This is a genomic window from Wandonia sp. (assembly GCF_984588085.1).
In genome coordinates, this window is sequence record NZ_CFIGVI010000016.1 from 44,813 (window position 1) to 59,678 (window position 14,866).

Here is a 14,866-nt window from a genome sequence, read left to right on the forward strand (position 1 = left end):
AATCTGCTATTTAAAATTCACAATTTTTCGGAGTCCTTGGGAAAGGAATCACGTCGCGGATATTGGTCATTCCCGTAACGAACATTACCATTCGTTCGAAACCAAGACCGAAACCGGAATGAGGGACACTACCGAATCGTCGGGTGTCAAGATACCACCAGATTTCTTCTTCGGGAATGTTAAAGTCGGCGCATTTTTTCTTCAATACGTCCAGTCTTTCTTCCCGCTGCGACCCTCCTACGATTTCACCGATTCCCGGGAACAATACGTCCATTGCCGCTACTGTTTTTCCATCTTCGTTCTGACGCATATAGAAAGCTTTGAAGCTTGCCGGGTAGTCAGTAATGATAACCGGTTTTTTGAAATGTTTTTCAACCAGGTAACGTTCGTGCTCGGATTGCAAATCTGTTCCCCATTCAACCGGATATTTGAATTGTTTTTTCTTAAATGGTTTGGATCCCTGTAGTAACTCAATTGCCTTTGAATAAGTGATCCGCTCGAATGAATTCGCAACCACAAATTCCAGACGCTCCGCCAATGTCATCTCGTTACGTTCGTTCTGAGGTTTTTGTTTCTGCTCGTTTTTCTCACGTTCGTTCAGGAATTCCAGATCATCCTTACAGTTCGTCAGTACATAGTTACAAATGTGTTTCAGAAATTCTTCCGTAAGGTTCATATTGTCCTCCAGATCGTTGAAAGCAACCTCCGGTTCGATCATCCAGAACTCAGCTAAGTGGCGGGTAGTGTTTGAATTTTCAGCACGGAAAGTAGGTCCGAACGTATATACCTGTCCAAGGGCAAGTGCTCCTAATTCGGCTTCTAACTGACCGGAAACCGTAAGGTTAACCTGTTTTCCGAAAAAGTCCTCTGACCAGTCGATCTCTCCCTGTTCATTCAGTGGTGGGTTTTTTGGATCAAGTGTAGATACACGAAACATTTCTCCTGCCCCTTCGGCATCAGAGCCCGTAATGATCGGCGTATGCAGATAATAGAACCCACGATCATTGAAAAACTGATGGATCGCATACGAAACAGCGTGACGGATTCTGAAAACAGCTCCGAATACGTTCGTTCTGAAACGAAGGTGTGCCTGCTCTCTGAGGTATTCTAGTGAGTGACGCTTGGGTTGCATTACTGTTTTAGCAACTTCTTCCGGATTAGCATCTCCCAGGATGTCAAGTTCTTTTACCTGAATCTCGATTGCCTGTCCTGCTCCAGCAGATTCAACAACTGTTCCCTTGATTGCCAGAGCCGCTCCTGTGGTGATGCGCTTTAACTCATTTTCATTCCAATTCTCGAATTCAATGACAGCCTGGATATTTTTTATCGTTGACCCGTCGTTCAGTTGAATAAACTGGTTGTTGCGGAACGAACGTACCCATCCCTTTACCAAAACTTCTTGCCCCAATTCATACTGGGATAATAGCGATGCAATTTTTGTGCGCGTCATATTCTGTTAATTAAAATAATCCGGTTAGTATCTGCCGGATTCAATAACAAAACTAGTATAAATTTTTCATTGTAAACTCACTCAACCCGAGGATTCCGTACCTAAAAATGAAATCTGTCCGGGTTGGTTTAAAGTCGTTCTACTTTTTGAGGGACAGGGTACTCAAGGAGTTTGCTGAAATCTTCTTTCCAGAAGTCAAGATCCAGCAACTTTCCGTTTACGTCTTGTGTCAGAGTTATTACTACAGGAACTCCATCTGTATCAATATATTTTACCTGAATAAGATCTCCTGCATACTGAGGGGTGTCGGTTAACTGAAAACTGATACTACCCATAATTCCCCCTTCGTATTCATGAACCGTACCGGGCAACGGATAGTTTTCGGAAGAAAGTCCGAGCTGTTCCAATAAAAAGTGTACCAGTTCTATTTCGTTTGGTCGAATGTTCCTCGTGTTTTCCATGTGACGAAAATACGAAATGCTGAGAGAAAATTTGTAGTTTCAGAAATGACAGTTATTACCTTTTTTATTGAATGCTGGTATTTTCTTTTTCAACTTTTCTTAATAGATTGGGAATCATAGATTCACTAAATCCTGCTGCGATTGCAAACAAACAGATAACAAAAACGTTGTCATTTATGGTCAAGGTTGGGAGTATTATTTCAGATTTTATTAGGACATAAACGATCAACCCGGAGAACATCGATATAATTATACGAACTGCTCCGTATACAACTTGAAACCATCCAAAATCGGTAGAGTCAATTTGAATTTTCTTAATGTCTTTGGCTACTGATAAAAATCCGCCTATCGAAGCATACGCCATAATGAAAAAATGAGGAATTATTTCGGGAATGAATTTATACTTCTTTAGAAAGAAGCTAAATATCAATACAATAAATACAACAGACAAACAGCTTAGCAAGTAGTAAAACCTTCCTATACCAATTTTATATATCTCTATTCTATCAAGTAACTTATCGCAAATATTATTCGCTTCCTTAAGATTTCCTTCAATTGCTTCTACATATGCTAAACCAATCTGATCAACAAATTTCTTTTTCTCTTTTTTTGTTATTAGGTATTCACTTATAACTGATATTTTGGTACTAATATCAGAACAACGTTTTCTTAATTCTACATTATCGGTTGCAACAGTTACTTCACCACTTTTCTCTCCTTCGAAAATTAAAAAATCTGATTTAGCAGCATATAGTCTTGTAATCGTTTCTCCTCTGAAAATTTCTCCTTCGTTATAGTCAGATAGGGGTTTGTTAGGGTTCTCCATAGCCAAATAGTTAGGTTATAATCGCATAAATTATAGTAATTGCTTGATCTTTTACTCCTAGAAGACCTTTCTGGTATACTTGAATAGGTTTTTCAGCAAATGTCTTAGATCAAATATAAGGTAATTATTTTGTGTTCAATCATTTCTAATGTGTTTAAGACAATAGGTTACTCAACTTGGATGAGTGAATTTCCGCCTGATTAAAAATATTGATAGTGTTTTCCTAAAATTGTATCGGGGCGCAATGAATTTGTAGCTGTTTTTCGTAAAAAAGAGGAGGGAATCCCTTTAAAGCTGTTATTTTTGTACAAAATTTAGATAGTATACTGATATGATCTCACGCAAGAATTCCGAACAACTTTTTGAAAAAGCGAAAACCTATTTTCCGGGAGGAGTAAATTCTCCTGTACGTGCCTTTAAATCGGTGATGGGGGCTCCGTTATTTATTAAGAAAGGAGACGGGGCGTATGTATGGGATGAAGATGATAACCAGTTTATCGATTTTTGTTGTAGTTGGGGACCATTAATCCTTGGGCACAACAATGAAAAAGTACGTAAGAAAATTGAAGAGACACTTGCAAACGGAACGAGTTTTGGTGCTCCTACGAAGTTGGAGAATGAGTTGGCGGAATTGATTCTTTCCCGCAATCCGTATGCGGATAAAATTCGGTTCACAAGTTCCGGGACGGAGGCTGTTATGTCGGCGATCCGTTTGGCAAGAGGATATACGAAGAGAGATAAAATTATCAAATTTGAAGGATGTTATCATGGGCACAGCGACTCCTTGCTGGTAAAGGCTGGTTCGGGACTGGTAACTTTCGGAGAGTCGTCGAGTGCCGGAGTACCGGAAGCATTTGCTGCGGAGACGATTGTCCTTCCTTTGAATGATCCGGAAGCATTGGAAGCTTGTGTACGTGAATTGGGGAATGAGATTGCCTGTGCGATAATAGAACCGATTCCTGCAAATAACGGACTGCTTTTACAAGAGAAAGGGTTTTTAACAAAGCTGCGTGAAATTTGTACGCAATATGGAATTATTCTTCTTTTTGATGAGGTAATTTCCGGTTTCAGAGTTGCTTTTTCAGGAGCAGCGGAGTACTATGGAATTACGCCCGATTTAGTTACGTATGGTAAAATTATCGGGGGAGGACTTCCGGTGGGTGCGTATGGAGGAAAAGCGGAGATTATGGCGTGTATTTCTCCGGATGGTCCGGTTTACCAGGCAGGGACGCTTTCAGGAAACCCTGTAGCCATGGCAGCAGGAATTGCTGCGTTGGAGCAGTGCGCACAGCCCGGATTCTATCAGGATCAGGAAGAGAGAACGAATTATCTGGTTGATAAAATCAATGCGTATGCCGGTGAAAAAGGATATGCCTTTGAAATTTTCTCCATCGGTTCTATTTTCTGGATTGCTTTTTCCGACAAAGTAGCCATTCGAAGAGCTGACGAAATTGATAGTGATATGACTCCTTTTAAGATGTTGCACTCTGAATTATTAAACAGAGGTATTTATATCGGACCGAGCGGTTATGAAGTAGGATTCATTTCAAAAGCACATACAAAAGAGATTCTGGATACAACTTTTCCAGCATTTTGCGAAGCGCTGGATGCTGTTTTTGCGAAGTTGAAATAGACATTTATTGTACGATATTTTCTTGTAAACCAGAGCTGTTTCAGATTAGCAGCTCTGGTTTGTTAATTCCCTTCTACTGTAAAAGAGATAATTGTACGGAAATGGTTCAATTCATTGTTATCAGATTTTGACAGCTGGTCTGCATTTTTTGACATTCCTTTTGTTTAAGTTTATCCTGAAAATTGTGATAGATTATCTATTTTCCCAAGGTGGGAACAGAAATTTTTATCCTCAATATAAAACGATAGTTAATGGATTTAGCAAGGGAAATTAGTGCAGAACCTATTGTAGACAATTCATTTTCAGTTAGCCGATTAGATAACATGAGGATGAATACAGAGTATTCTACCAGATTGAGCTATCATCAGATTTTATTACTAAAGAGCGGAGAGGGTGTGTTAAACGTAGATAACACAATCTATACTATAAATGGTGATGAAGTTATTCTTTTGGCAAAAGGACAGGTATATCAGTTTGAAAGTTCTTCAATCATTTCCGGATACGCTGTTTCTTTTGGCGATTGCTTTTGGGAAAGAACACCTCAGAGTGCAAGTAATTGTAAAGCCGTTTTATTTAATAACGCAGTAGCTAATCAAAGATTACAACTTAGCTCTGCTGAAATAACTGAACTCATATTTGTATTTGAAGCGCTTTTAGACGAATACAGCAAGCCGGAGTATAGCAATCAGATGGATGTATTAGCGGCCTATTTAAAGATTTTGATGATCAAGCTTGCTAATGTAAAAATTATAGGAGAAACCATTTTTGAAAGTCAAGACTACCTATTGTATCGTCAATTTTTGGAGTTGCTTAGTAACCAGTTTCGTAATCTCCATGCAGTAACGGATTATGCCGTATTGTTAAATATTACAGCTCGAAGACTTAGTGAAATTTGTAAAAGATGTTGTGGTAAGAGTGCAAAAGAAATCATCAATGGACAACTTGTAGCGGAAGCGAAAAGAGCCTTACAGTTTAGTTCCAATACAGTAAAAGAAATTGCTTATGAACTTAATTTTAATACCCCGGAGCAGTTCAGCCATTTTTTTAAAAGAAACACTAATATCGCGCCAGGAGATTATCGAAGTCAGTTTATAAATATTGGGTTATAGAAAATGCAAGAAGTAAATTTTGACATTCAGTACGCAGGTATTACTATTCTCCGGCGAGGGTAATGAAAATAGTTTTGCAAGAAATATTTTTATTATGTCAGTTAATCGCTTAAAAGAAGTAGCCGGTATAATCATTCCGGATAGTAAAATTGCAACACAAGCCACCGAGCTTTTGTTAGAGCATGGTACAGAGTTTATTTACAATCATTCGCTGCGTGTTTTCTTGTTTTCATCTCTAAATGCACAACGGAATAATCTGGTTCATGACACTGAATTATTGTATGTTGCATCCGTATTTCATGATCTGGGTCTTGTTCCTCATTATAGTAGTGAAGATTTGCGTTTTGAAGTAGACGGAGCCAACGCCGCCAGAGCGTTTTTAAAAAGTCATGGCTTACCGAAAGACAAACTTCAACTGGTTTGGGATACCATTGCTTTACATACTACAATTGGAGTGGCGGAACACAAAGAAAACGAGGTTGCTCTTATGTATTCAGGGGTCGGTTTGGATGTTATGGGAGAGGGATACGAATATCTGAGTGCTGAAGATAGAGAAGATATTATAAGAGCGTTCCCCAGAACTGACTTCAAGAAGAAAATAATTCCCACATTCTTTGGTGGGTTTGAACACAAAACGGAAACAACTTTTGGGAATATAAAGGCAGATGTATGTTCTTTTATGTTACCAAACTTTAAAACAAAGAATTTCTGCGATTGTATTTTACATTCTCCCTGGTTGGAATAAATACAAGTGATTCAAACGTACCTGCTAGTACCTTGATTCCCGGAACATCTTTTTATCAAGACAAGTACCACTTTACACAAAAGTGGCGCTTGTCTGATTATTTCATTATTACTGAAAAGAGAGGTCTGGAGTAGAAGTGTTACGATTCTAAGCTGAATTGCTCTCCATCGTCGGGAATCCGTACTTTATCAGAGAAGCCATGCTCTTCAGTAAACTGTCGTAATTCTCGTCGGCTCAGGACACAGTGGTTTACGGTTTCCAAATGAATGGCTACGATTATCGCTTCGGGTAGAATCCTGTGAATTTTTAAAAGATCTTCTTTTCCCATGATAATGGCTCCCAAACGATTATCGAGTAAAGTGGCTTTCCCGGCATTTACGAGTACGACACCTGGTTTCCATTTTTTTAAATTACTTTCTACCTCTTCTATCCATATCGTATCGCCTGTGTAATACACCGATTTTTCACCTGATGCAGTGAAATAACAACCGGAGGCCTTGCCTAAAATTGCTGCAAGTTCGGGAATGGAATAAGCTGCATCTGTTCCGTGCTGGCAATAGGTCTTTTGGAGTTTAATTCCGTTGATATCATTCTCCCCTTTCATCGCTACAACATCAATAAAGCCTTGTGATCGGATGATCTCTGCATCTTCCTCATTCTGGGCATATATTTTCAAGTCCTTCGGAATGAGTTGAACGGCTACCTCATCCCAGTGATCAGGGTGTAAGTGAGAAACAACAACCGCATCAACTCCGTCCAGTATACTTTCCGGGTTTATAGGCATATTCACCAGGGGGTTCGATAACTCTGAGTTCACTGTTCCTGGAAACCCGGGATATCTTCCCTTTTCCGCAAACAGAGGGTCTACCAAAATAGATGTCCCCGCGTAGTGTAGTACAAAGGTTGCATTTCTGACAAATTGAATACTTGATGACATGATTTTAGTTTTTTATATTCTGTTGATTAGATCTGTTCAAATGTTTTAAGGTTTGCTATGCGTCCCTTCCGTATTATGATTAAAAGCTCTGGTACTATCGATAACAACTCTTTTAGAGTTATCATTTTTTTATAAAATACTTCCAGGCTGCTTTTGTTATATCAGCAATAATTTTCTCATTGGTTTTCTCCTCTTCTTTTGATGCGGTTATAAAAATACTAATGAAAAAATAGCTCCCATCGGGTAGAAAAACAATCCCGATATCATTAGATGCTGCAGTAATCCCCGTGCTTTTGTTTTGTCCGGACCAACCGGTTTTGTGTGCAACAACAGTTCCTTCGGGTAGTTGACCTTTCAGCTTGTTTTTCCCCGTTTGGGTAGTTTTCATGGTTTCCCACAGAAAATCATAACTTTTTTGAGAAAGTTGGTTGTCTTTGTTTTCATAGAATACCTGTAGAATTCTATTGGCTTCCAGAGGTGTTGTCCAGTTTTGGAATTGTAAATCCCAATTACTCTGCATCGTCTCTTCGTTGATTTTAATAGAAATATCGTTAAAACCATTTTTTAGCAGGTAGGCCTCTACTTCCTGAGGTTTCCCCAGCAATTTCAGTAAAACGTCACAACCTACATTGTCACTCAATGCAACGGTATACTCAATGATTTCGGCAATGGTTAGGGTGACCCCTTCGGGATACTTTTCTCGGATGGGACTCCAGAGACCGGGAAGCAGTTCACTTTTTTTGATCTCAATTTTTTGGTCAAGCGAAAAACGACCCTCATCGATTTCTGATAGTATAGCTAAAGCAATCGGAAACTTGAATACACTTTGCATTGGAAAATGCTCAGTTCCATTGCTACTTAGGGTATCATCACCATTCGCCCCGCTAATAGCAATACCTACGGTTGCATTTTTCGAACGTACGATCTGTTCAATGTCGTTTCGTAGTGATTCGATGGTCTGTGCATATACTCCTGTTACCGTCAATACGACTGCGAGGAATAGTAATTGAATTTTCTTTGCCATTTTTCTTAATTAATCGGTTTCTGATCTACAGATTCCAATATACCAATTCTTCTCGGGGTTATAGATTGTCCAGAAGAAAGTTCCCCACTATCAAAGAAAGGATAGCATTCCGTACAGTATAAAGTTAAACTAAAAATCAGGCAGATTTTAAAACCCGCTTAATTTCTCATTTGTAGATCACCTTCAATTATATTGATCATAAATTACAGCTGGCTTAGCTGAAGACCTCTGTCAATTCTAAATAGTTCTGGATAGTTTTTCCAATTTAACAGTCGCTTTTCTAACTGCCAATTCAGCTTCCCGGCTGCTTACATCCAACCCATCCACTGTAATTGTCTCTATATGGTTAATGCCAATTACATTTAAAACAGTTTCCAGGTATTTCTTTTGAAAATCCATATGGTTAAAAAAATCGCCTTTGTCGTATCCCTTTCCGCCTCTGACCAGAATTAGAATCGCTTTTTTATTTTCCAGGAGTCCCCGATAAGGGTTTTCCGGAGTCCCCGGATTAATTTTTAAGGTTTCGTTCATTCTTAGGATCTGATCGATGTATGCTTTGAGTGCACTGGGTATAGACCAATTGTACATAGGAGTAGCTAATACAAGAATATCCGTGCTAACCAGTTCGGCTACTAATGTATCACTAAGTTTTAGAATATCTTTTTGAGCTGTAGTTCTATCGCTTTTTGGTGTAAAGGCGCTTTCGATCCATTGTTCGGAAATATGCGGAACAGGCTCCAGGGCAATATCTCTTCTCATAAAATGATCCTTTGGACTTAATTTTTTTCTGTTTTCTTCAAAAACATCGGCCAATTTTCTACTGGTAGATTTTTTGATTTTTGAACTGGCGTTTATGATCAATATGTTTTTACCCATGAGCTTTACTTTTGAATATCTGTTTTAAAATGAAGGGCAACCATGGCGTAATCGTGGTTTAGGTATAGCCTGTGGGCCGGGGTGAGGTCTATACTGCTGTCCAAAGTTATTGCATCTTTGTCGTTCTTTTGAGCCAATGTCTTTATTTCTTGAAGCAGTCTCGAGCCTATTCCCATTTTTCTGTATTTAGGACTGGTGACCAAATCATCCAGATAGAATATTCTACCGCTGTGTAGGGTGGTCATCGGCCTGAATCCGGCATAACCGGCTATTTCATTATTGATCTTTGCAGCAATAATTTGGTAACCTTCCCGCAGCATCTCGCTCACATACCGTACATACTTTTCTTTGTTGAAATTAGGTCTGAGAATTTTCACGACTTCCCAGCATTTTTCCAATTCGTCTTGTGTTTTTACCTCAATTATCGAAAGACTATCCATCGGTATTATTTTTTGTGTGTTAAATGGGTGGAAATGGCAATTCGATTCCATAGATTAATGGTACCTATCTGCATAATTATGGCGGCTATTGCATGATCATCAAAGTGTTTCCGCGCTTCGTTATAAGTGAATTCCGATAGTCCCTTTTTCCGAATTTTGGTAATTTCTTCGGTCATTTTGAGGAGTACTTTTTCCTTTTCGTTAAACAGAGGCGATTCCCACCAGGCGCTTAATGCAAAAATCCGTTCTTTGGTTTCCTGATATTTTAAGGCATCCTTTGTATGGATCTCTATGCAGTAGGCACAGCCGTTGATCTGGGAGGTCCTGATTTTTATTAGCTCCTTTTCTATTTCACTCAGGCGGGTAGTGGATAAATACTTTTCCAGTCCGAACATGGCTTTGTATGCCTCCGGTTCAATTTTCTGTATGTTGATTCTTTTTTCCATGTTATTTAATATTTGAGATTAATTTGTCCAATAACGTATAGGTATAGCCAAAACAGATTCCTAAGAATAAACTTAGTATAAGCATGGGTAAGTCGTTTAGCGTATCGGATTTATAGCTAAACCAGACTGTCATACCCAGAAAGTAGGTAATCATATTATTAAAGTGCTTGAGTTTTGTGACCCAGTAGAGGAGCATCACTATGATGAAGACGGAAATAATTACTCCGAATTCCGGGGTGTAGGTACTTAAGTAAAGACCGAAGATGTTTATTAAATAAGCTAATAGCATGCCTACAGTTTCTTCTGAAAGAGCAATCAGCGTGTTGGTTTTTGTTGTACAGAAAAGCGCATAGGTACTCCAGCCAATAAATAACACCCAGGCCGGTATCTGTATTACAATACAAAGGTATATAGATGAGGCAGCAAGAAGCCCCAGTGCTATAGATTTTAAACTATCTTTTTGGTGAATTCCCATTGTTATTTTGTATTGAATACAAACCTAAAGGGAATACCCCGGGATATTCTTAATCTAGATTAAGAAGCGAATAACATCAAATTTTTGAGCGGATTTTACTAATAAATTCAGGAGTTACCCCCAGATAGGAAGCCAACATATATTGAGGGACTCGCTGCGTAAATTTGGCATTTACTTCAATAAAATTTTTGTATTGTTCTTCTGATGATAGATTGAATAGGAATTCAAGCCTCTTTTGAAAAGCCATATAGGCCCGTTCCATGATCATTCGGAATAGGCGTTCGGTTTTTGGGAGTCGGTGGCAGAGTTCTTCAAACTTTTGCATGGTCAGGCAATATACTTCGGTAGGCTCAATAGCCTCGATAATAAGTTGTGATGGAGCATCATTCAAAAGACTTTCGTAATTGGAAATCCACCAGTTATCTATTCCAAAATGATAGATTTGTTCTTTCCCCTTTTCAGTGTAACCATACATGCGTACACATCCGTTTTTTATATAGAAGCGGCTTTGACATCTTTCTTCATATTTAAGAAGTTGCTCTCCGGGAGCAAATGATCTGGTTTCCAGACAGGATAAGAAAATCTTATATTCTTCTTCTGAAAGACTAACGTAGCGTTCTATATATGCTCTTAGGGACATTGGTTCTATTAGTTTTTGCCAGAAAACTTTAACACAAATATACGTTGGCATCAGGAATATTTCCTCATACCTAAAAAAGCTACTGTGCTAATTTTTGAGAGTCCATTTAAGAAACTCAATATTTTTTTAGTGAATAAATAATTTTGAACAGAATTAACGGTTTTCCTAATGAATCCGATAGATTATTTTGTTTCTTTTTCATTGGTTTTCTAATTGCTCACAACGGTGAGTATAAAAATAGTAGCCGATTTCGTAGCACTTTCCTGTCAAGTTACAAGAAAGTTGAAGCGGGCTACAACCCTTGAATGTACTACTGTTTTGGCTATTATTTTTATACATTGTTACATGGCGTTATTTATTAAGAATATCTTGTTCACTTTCAGTTACAACAAGACCATTTATTTTATTTTTGATACTCTCATTATACATTTTTAAAAGTTGAATCTTAGTTAAAGGCTTTTCTATTTCTGTGAAGTTTTTATTTTCGCCAGAATTATCAATTGGTGTAAATTCATTAGAGGTGATTAAATCTTTGAGATATACATCTGAGAAGGATAATGAAATACCTACCTTGAAGTCTATTCGTTTAATTGAAGATTCAGATAAATGCTTAACATCACTTGAGAAACCCCATCCCGATATCTTTCCAGCATTTTTAACCCTTTTAAACTTCTGATTATCAATTGTTATCACGCTTGCTATTTTAACAACACCAAATTTTGTCCCATTTGGTAGGTTTGGGTTCTGTGATTTAATTGTAGCAACCCGCTCGTCAAAGGCATCCCAATCAATGTCATTATCTAAAATGCTTGTATAACTTGTCTCAGTAATACTAAATCTTATTTCTTCTTCATCTGACATATTAACTGACGCAAAACTTAAGTATGATAAATTGGCTGCAATATTTTTTTTCACAATGTCGGAATAAAGAACAGTAGGTTTAGATATTAATTCAGGTAGTTTTTTTGGATCCTTTAAAACCTTTCTACCAATTAACTTTGCATCATAACTACCTTCACTATTGGGCAATAAAACTACAATAGTTCCTGGAATATCGTAGACAACATGTCGTTGTAAAATGCTTTGTTCAACTTCAATAATGTCAGACCAAACTTCTTCAGGATTGTTAAATGTTTGTGCATTCGCTGAGAGAACAGCAAAAAACAGCAATACAATAATGCTAATTCTTTTCATAATGTTTTCAATTAGTTATTAATAAAAAATTTTTCTGCAATATTACCTATGGCATAGGGAACAGTCCTATTTCTATAAGGGAGTCTTAAAAAAGAGTGTCGGAATCCAATTACATGACAATATTCATGTAACAAGTGACTTAAATATTTATCATTTGAATTTTTTTTGAAATAATCGCGATATGTATGTATTTGCTGTAATCCATCTGTATGTCCTATTTCATTTTTTTCTGAATCATATAAGATTAGTTTTAAGGTTATGATGCTATCAGGTTTTGTGTTGAATTCTTTTCCAGACCTTATTAATTCAAGAACCTCTCGATTTGAATACTTTTTACTGTTTGAATAATTTTTTATTCGATTTCTTTTGAAAGGTTTTGCATTGATGACCAAATTTTCAAAATCTTTAGAGTTAATGAATTTTTCAAGCTTTGATATGTTTTTTATAACAATCTCTTTTTCTATATCTGTAAATCCATCTATGAATCTCACTTCGATTTTTGTCTGTGCGAAAACGAAGAAATTTGAAACCAATAAAATAAATATGATTGTAAATTCTCTCATGCTATTTATCTTTTAATGCCATGTAACGGTTAGTATATGGCATGTAGGGCTGTAGAAAGCACTGAACTCTCAAGTTAGGCTCCGAGCCAAATCGTTTATTTTGTTTTTAATTCATTCTTAAAAGCCAAATCAACGATTTGGCGATGTTTCAAATAACCACTGAGCTTTCGCAACTCACAGAACGCCCTATTTGCTATATACCGTGTTATCGATATTATTCCCTTCTTATTTGATAAGTCAAAAGGTCATAATAATTCGCTCTCATTTCCCCAGAACATTGAATCAAAGAAAATCTGGCAATATTAGAATCAAATTTTTCAATGTTATCTTCAATCAGCACATCCTCGGAAAGTTGAGATGTACAGGCTAAAACATAGTTTATTTTTTTAGTATTAAACATCTCTTTAAAATCTTCTAAAGACATTGCATCAATATTTCGTCCTTTCTTACGAAGTTGTAAATATATTTTATCAAGTAGTTCCTTTTTATTCGATGAAAGAGTTTCTCTTAATCTTCTAGCTGAGATCATAATTTGATTGCTAAGCTCTCTAATTGAAGAACTAAAGCCATATTTAACATGTATTAGGTACAGGTTGTTATCATCATAATGTAGAATATCACATAATTCTACACCGTCAACAATTATTGTGTCTATTACTACATACCCACTCTTGTTATCATATAGGTTATTGTAGTCACCCTCTCTTTTTAATATTTTTTTATTCCAGTTTTCCGAAAGAATGTTTGAAGGAGCCCGATAAGTTCTAAGTACATGGTGCGTATTTATTTTGAGGTCTTCAATAAAGGAATCACGTAATCGATACCACTTTGTATCAACCAGAAAATATGGTTGCCCCTGAATTGAAAACTCTGAAGTAATATGAAATAGAAAGCTAGAGCCAACTGATTTTTCATTGTTTTGGTAGCAAGTAATTCTTACCCCTTGAAGAAAGACCATGAAATTAAATCGATCATTGTTGCCAAATAATTCAACTGCTCTTCTCAATACACTATCGTAAATTTCTCTTCGATCATTAACAGTGTTGAAGGTTACATACCCACCCTTATCTGATTTCTGTTTTAGACGATATTCATCAGCCTCATAAAACTTTTCTATATCATTAGGATTACAAAAATCATGTTCAAATCTTCTAGCATCAGCTCTTCCCAACAAACCAGCATCGTTATAAAGATTATTTATCAATTCAGGTCTTAGATTATCTTCAATGAATTTATCGTCTTTTATTTCCTTGTATGAACTAAGGTAATCGCTAGGTGCAAGCTGCAAAATGTCTCGAAACTCTAATATAATCCTATGAAGAGTATCAAAATCAACCGATTTTTTAATTTTAAAAGACTTCCCAACATAAATTTGAAGCCTCTCATCCTCCTTTTTCTTAAGAAAATCGAAATGTAGATCAGTTGTTTCTTTACTTAACCTTAGATGTATTTCTTGGGGTAATTTTCCAAATTTTATAAAGTCAATTATTCTATAGTGATCTCTGAATTGTTCATTTAACCCCGCTCTTGCACCAGTTATCCCCCTTGACTTTATGGATGCTAATTCATCTTCACTAGGGTTCATTATTCTTGCGTAGGAATTTAAACCAAATGAATGATCAAGAAAAGGGACAATTATTTGATAAGCATTTCCTCCAATTAAACAGAATAGTTGGTCTTCACTTTCTGCAAATAATATGAGTGATAATTTTTGTTGAATAAAATCAGAGTCTGAAGTTAGTTCAGTTGGTAAGAAATCTTTCCAATCCGATTCAATTTCACTAGTACTAAACAGATGGAGATAGTAAATAACATCATCCTTAGTCGTCTCCTTGAGTGAGTTTGGATTAAAGTTGATTTTGTAACCGAGTTTTTTATTGGAAGTATTAATTATTCTTTCGATAATCTCATGACTTGTTTTTAACCCCTTTAAAAGACGTTTTGATTTGTCTATTCTATAAATTTTAGGGTTCTGTGTCATAAATTATCGATAACGTTTGAATAAAAGTCATGACTTTTATTCCTTTTATAGTTATTGTGCAACTAA

The 14,866-nt window shown here is 36.8% G+C and carries 16 protein-coding genes; 3 read left to right on the top strand and 13 right to left on the bottom strand.

Annotation, left to right across the window (positions count from 1 at the left end):
• Window positions 1-10: 10 nt before the first annotated feature.
• From asnS to AC4PL9_RS08360, 3 genes are all read right to left on the bottom strand, one after another.
• Window positions 11-1,450: an asparagine--tRNA ligase gene (asnS, locus tag AC4PL9_RS08350; protein ID WP_491604294.1), complete on the bottom strand. Its 1,440-nt coding sequence runs from the start codon at window positions 1,448-1,450 to the stop codon at window positions 11-13.
• A 128-nt stretch (window positions 1,451-1,578) separates the two neighbouring features.
• Window positions 1,579-1,911: a DUF6984 family protein gene (locus AC4PL9_RS08355; protein WP_491604295.1), complete on the bottom strand. Its 333-nt coding sequence runs from the start codon at window positions 1,909-1,911 to the stop codon at window positions 1,579-1,581.
• A 64-nt stretch (window positions 1,912-1,975) separates the two neighbouring features.
• Window positions 1,976-2,737 (bottom strand): hypothetical protein, encoded by a 762-nt coding sequence (locus AC4PL9_RS08360; protein WP_491604296.1) that lies wholly within the window; start codon window positions 2,735-2,737, stop codon window positions 1,976-1,978.
• Between the two features lie 331 nt (window positions 2,738-3,068).
• Between AC4PL9_RS08360 and hemL the strand changes: the two genes are divergently transcribed.
• The 3 genes from hemL (at window position 3,069) to AC4PL9_RS08375 (ending at window position 6,224) form a co-directional block, all read left to right on the top strand.
• Window positions 3,069-4,370 carry a glutamate-1-semialdehyde 2,1-aminomutase gene (gene hemL, locus AC4PL9_RS08365; protein WP_491604297.1) on the top strand — a complete coding sequence of 434 codons (1,302 nt, stop codon included), beginning with the start codon at window positions 3,069-3,071 and terminating at the stop codon, window positions 4,368-4,370.
• 251 nt (window positions 4,371-4,621) lie between these two features.
• A complete protein-coding gene (locus AC4PL9_RS08370; protein WP_491604298.1) occupies window positions 4,622-5,479 on the top strand; it encodes an AraC family transcriptional regulator in 858 nt (285 codons plus the stop codon).
• A 94-nt stretch (window positions 5,480-5,573) separates the two neighbouring features.
• Window positions 5,574-6,224, top strand: a complete 651-nt coding sequence (locus AC4PL9_RS08375) for an HD domain-containing protein (RefSeq protein ID WP_491604299.1) — start codon at window positions 5,574-5,576, stop codon at window positions 6,222-6,224.
• Between the two features lie 139 nt (window positions 6,225-6,363).
• Here AC4PL9_RS08375 and AC4PL9_RS08380 read toward each other — a convergent pair whose 3' ends face one another.
• The 10 genes from AC4PL9_RS08380 to AC4PL9_RS08425 form a co-directional block, all read right to left on the bottom strand.
• On the bottom strand, window positions 6,364-7,161 hold the full coding sequence (locus tag AC4PL9_RS08380) for an MBL fold metallo-hydrolase (protein ID WP_491604300.1): 798 nt from the start codon (window positions 7,159-7,161) through the stop codon (window positions 6,364-6,366).
• Between the two features lie 121 nt (window positions 7,162-7,282).
• Window positions 7,283-8,185 (bottom strand): class A beta-lactamase, subclass A2, encoded by a 903-nt coding sequence (gene bla / locus AC4PL9_RS08385; RefSeq protein ID WP_491604301.1) that lies wholly within the window; start codon window positions 8,183-8,185, stop codon window positions 7,283-7,285.
• Between the two features lie 237 nt (window positions 8,186-8,422).
• A complete protein-coding gene (locus tag AC4PL9_RS08390) occupies window positions 8,423-9,061 on the bottom strand; it encodes an FMN-dependent NADH-azoreductase (protein WP_491604302.1) in 639 nt (212 codons plus the stop codon).
• Window positions 9,062-9,066: 5 nt separating this feature from the next.
• Complete coding sequence (locus tag AC4PL9_RS08395) at window positions 9,067-9,501, bottom strand: GNAT family N-acetyltransferase (protein WP_491604303.1); 435 nt, start codon at window positions 9,499-9,501, stop codon at window positions 9,067-9,069.
• A gap of 5 nt (window positions 9,502-9,506) precedes the next feature.
• On the bottom strand, window positions 9,507-9,947 hold the full coding sequence (locus tag AC4PL9_RS08400; RefSeq protein ID WP_491604304.1) for a carboxymuconolactone decarboxylase family protein: 441 nt from the start codon (window positions 9,945-9,947) through the stop codon (window positions 9,507-9,509).
• 1 nt (window position 9,948) lies between these two features.
• Window positions 9,949-10,422, bottom strand: a complete 474-nt coding sequence (locus tag AC4PL9_RS08405) for a DUF1097 domain-containing protein (protein WP_491604305.1) — start codon at window positions 10,420-10,422, stop codon at window positions 9,949-9,951.
• Between the two features lie 76 nt (window positions 10,423-10,498).
• On the bottom strand, window positions 10,499-11,062 hold the full coding sequence (locus AC4PL9_RS08410) for a Crp/Fnr family transcriptional regulator (protein WP_491604306.1): 564 nt from the start codon (window positions 11,060-11,062) through the stop codon (window positions 10,499-10,501).
• Window positions 11,063-11,413: 351 nt separating this feature from the next.
• Window positions 11,414-12,256 carry a hypothetical protein gene (locus AC4PL9_RS08415; RefSeq protein ID WP_491604307.1) on the bottom strand — a complete coding sequence of 281 codons (843 nt, stop codon included), beginning with the start codon at window positions 12,254-12,256 and terminating at the stop codon, window positions 11,414-11,416.
• A gap of 11 nt (window positions 12,257-12,267) precedes the next feature.
• Entirely contained in the window at window positions 12,268-12,819 is a 552-nt protein-coding gene (locus AC4PL9_RS08420; RefSeq protein WP_491604308.1) for a hypothetical protein, read from the bottom strand.
• Window positions 12,820-13,033: 214 nt separating this feature from the next.
• The gene (locus AC4PL9_RS08425) at window positions 13,034-14,800 is read right to left on the bottom strand and encodes a DUF6119 family protein (RefSeq protein WP_491604309.1); all 1,767 of its coding nucleotides are present in this window, start codon (window positions 14,798-14,800) and stop codon (window positions 13,034-13,036) included.
• Between the last annotated feature and the right edge of the window lie 66 nt (window positions 14,801-14,866).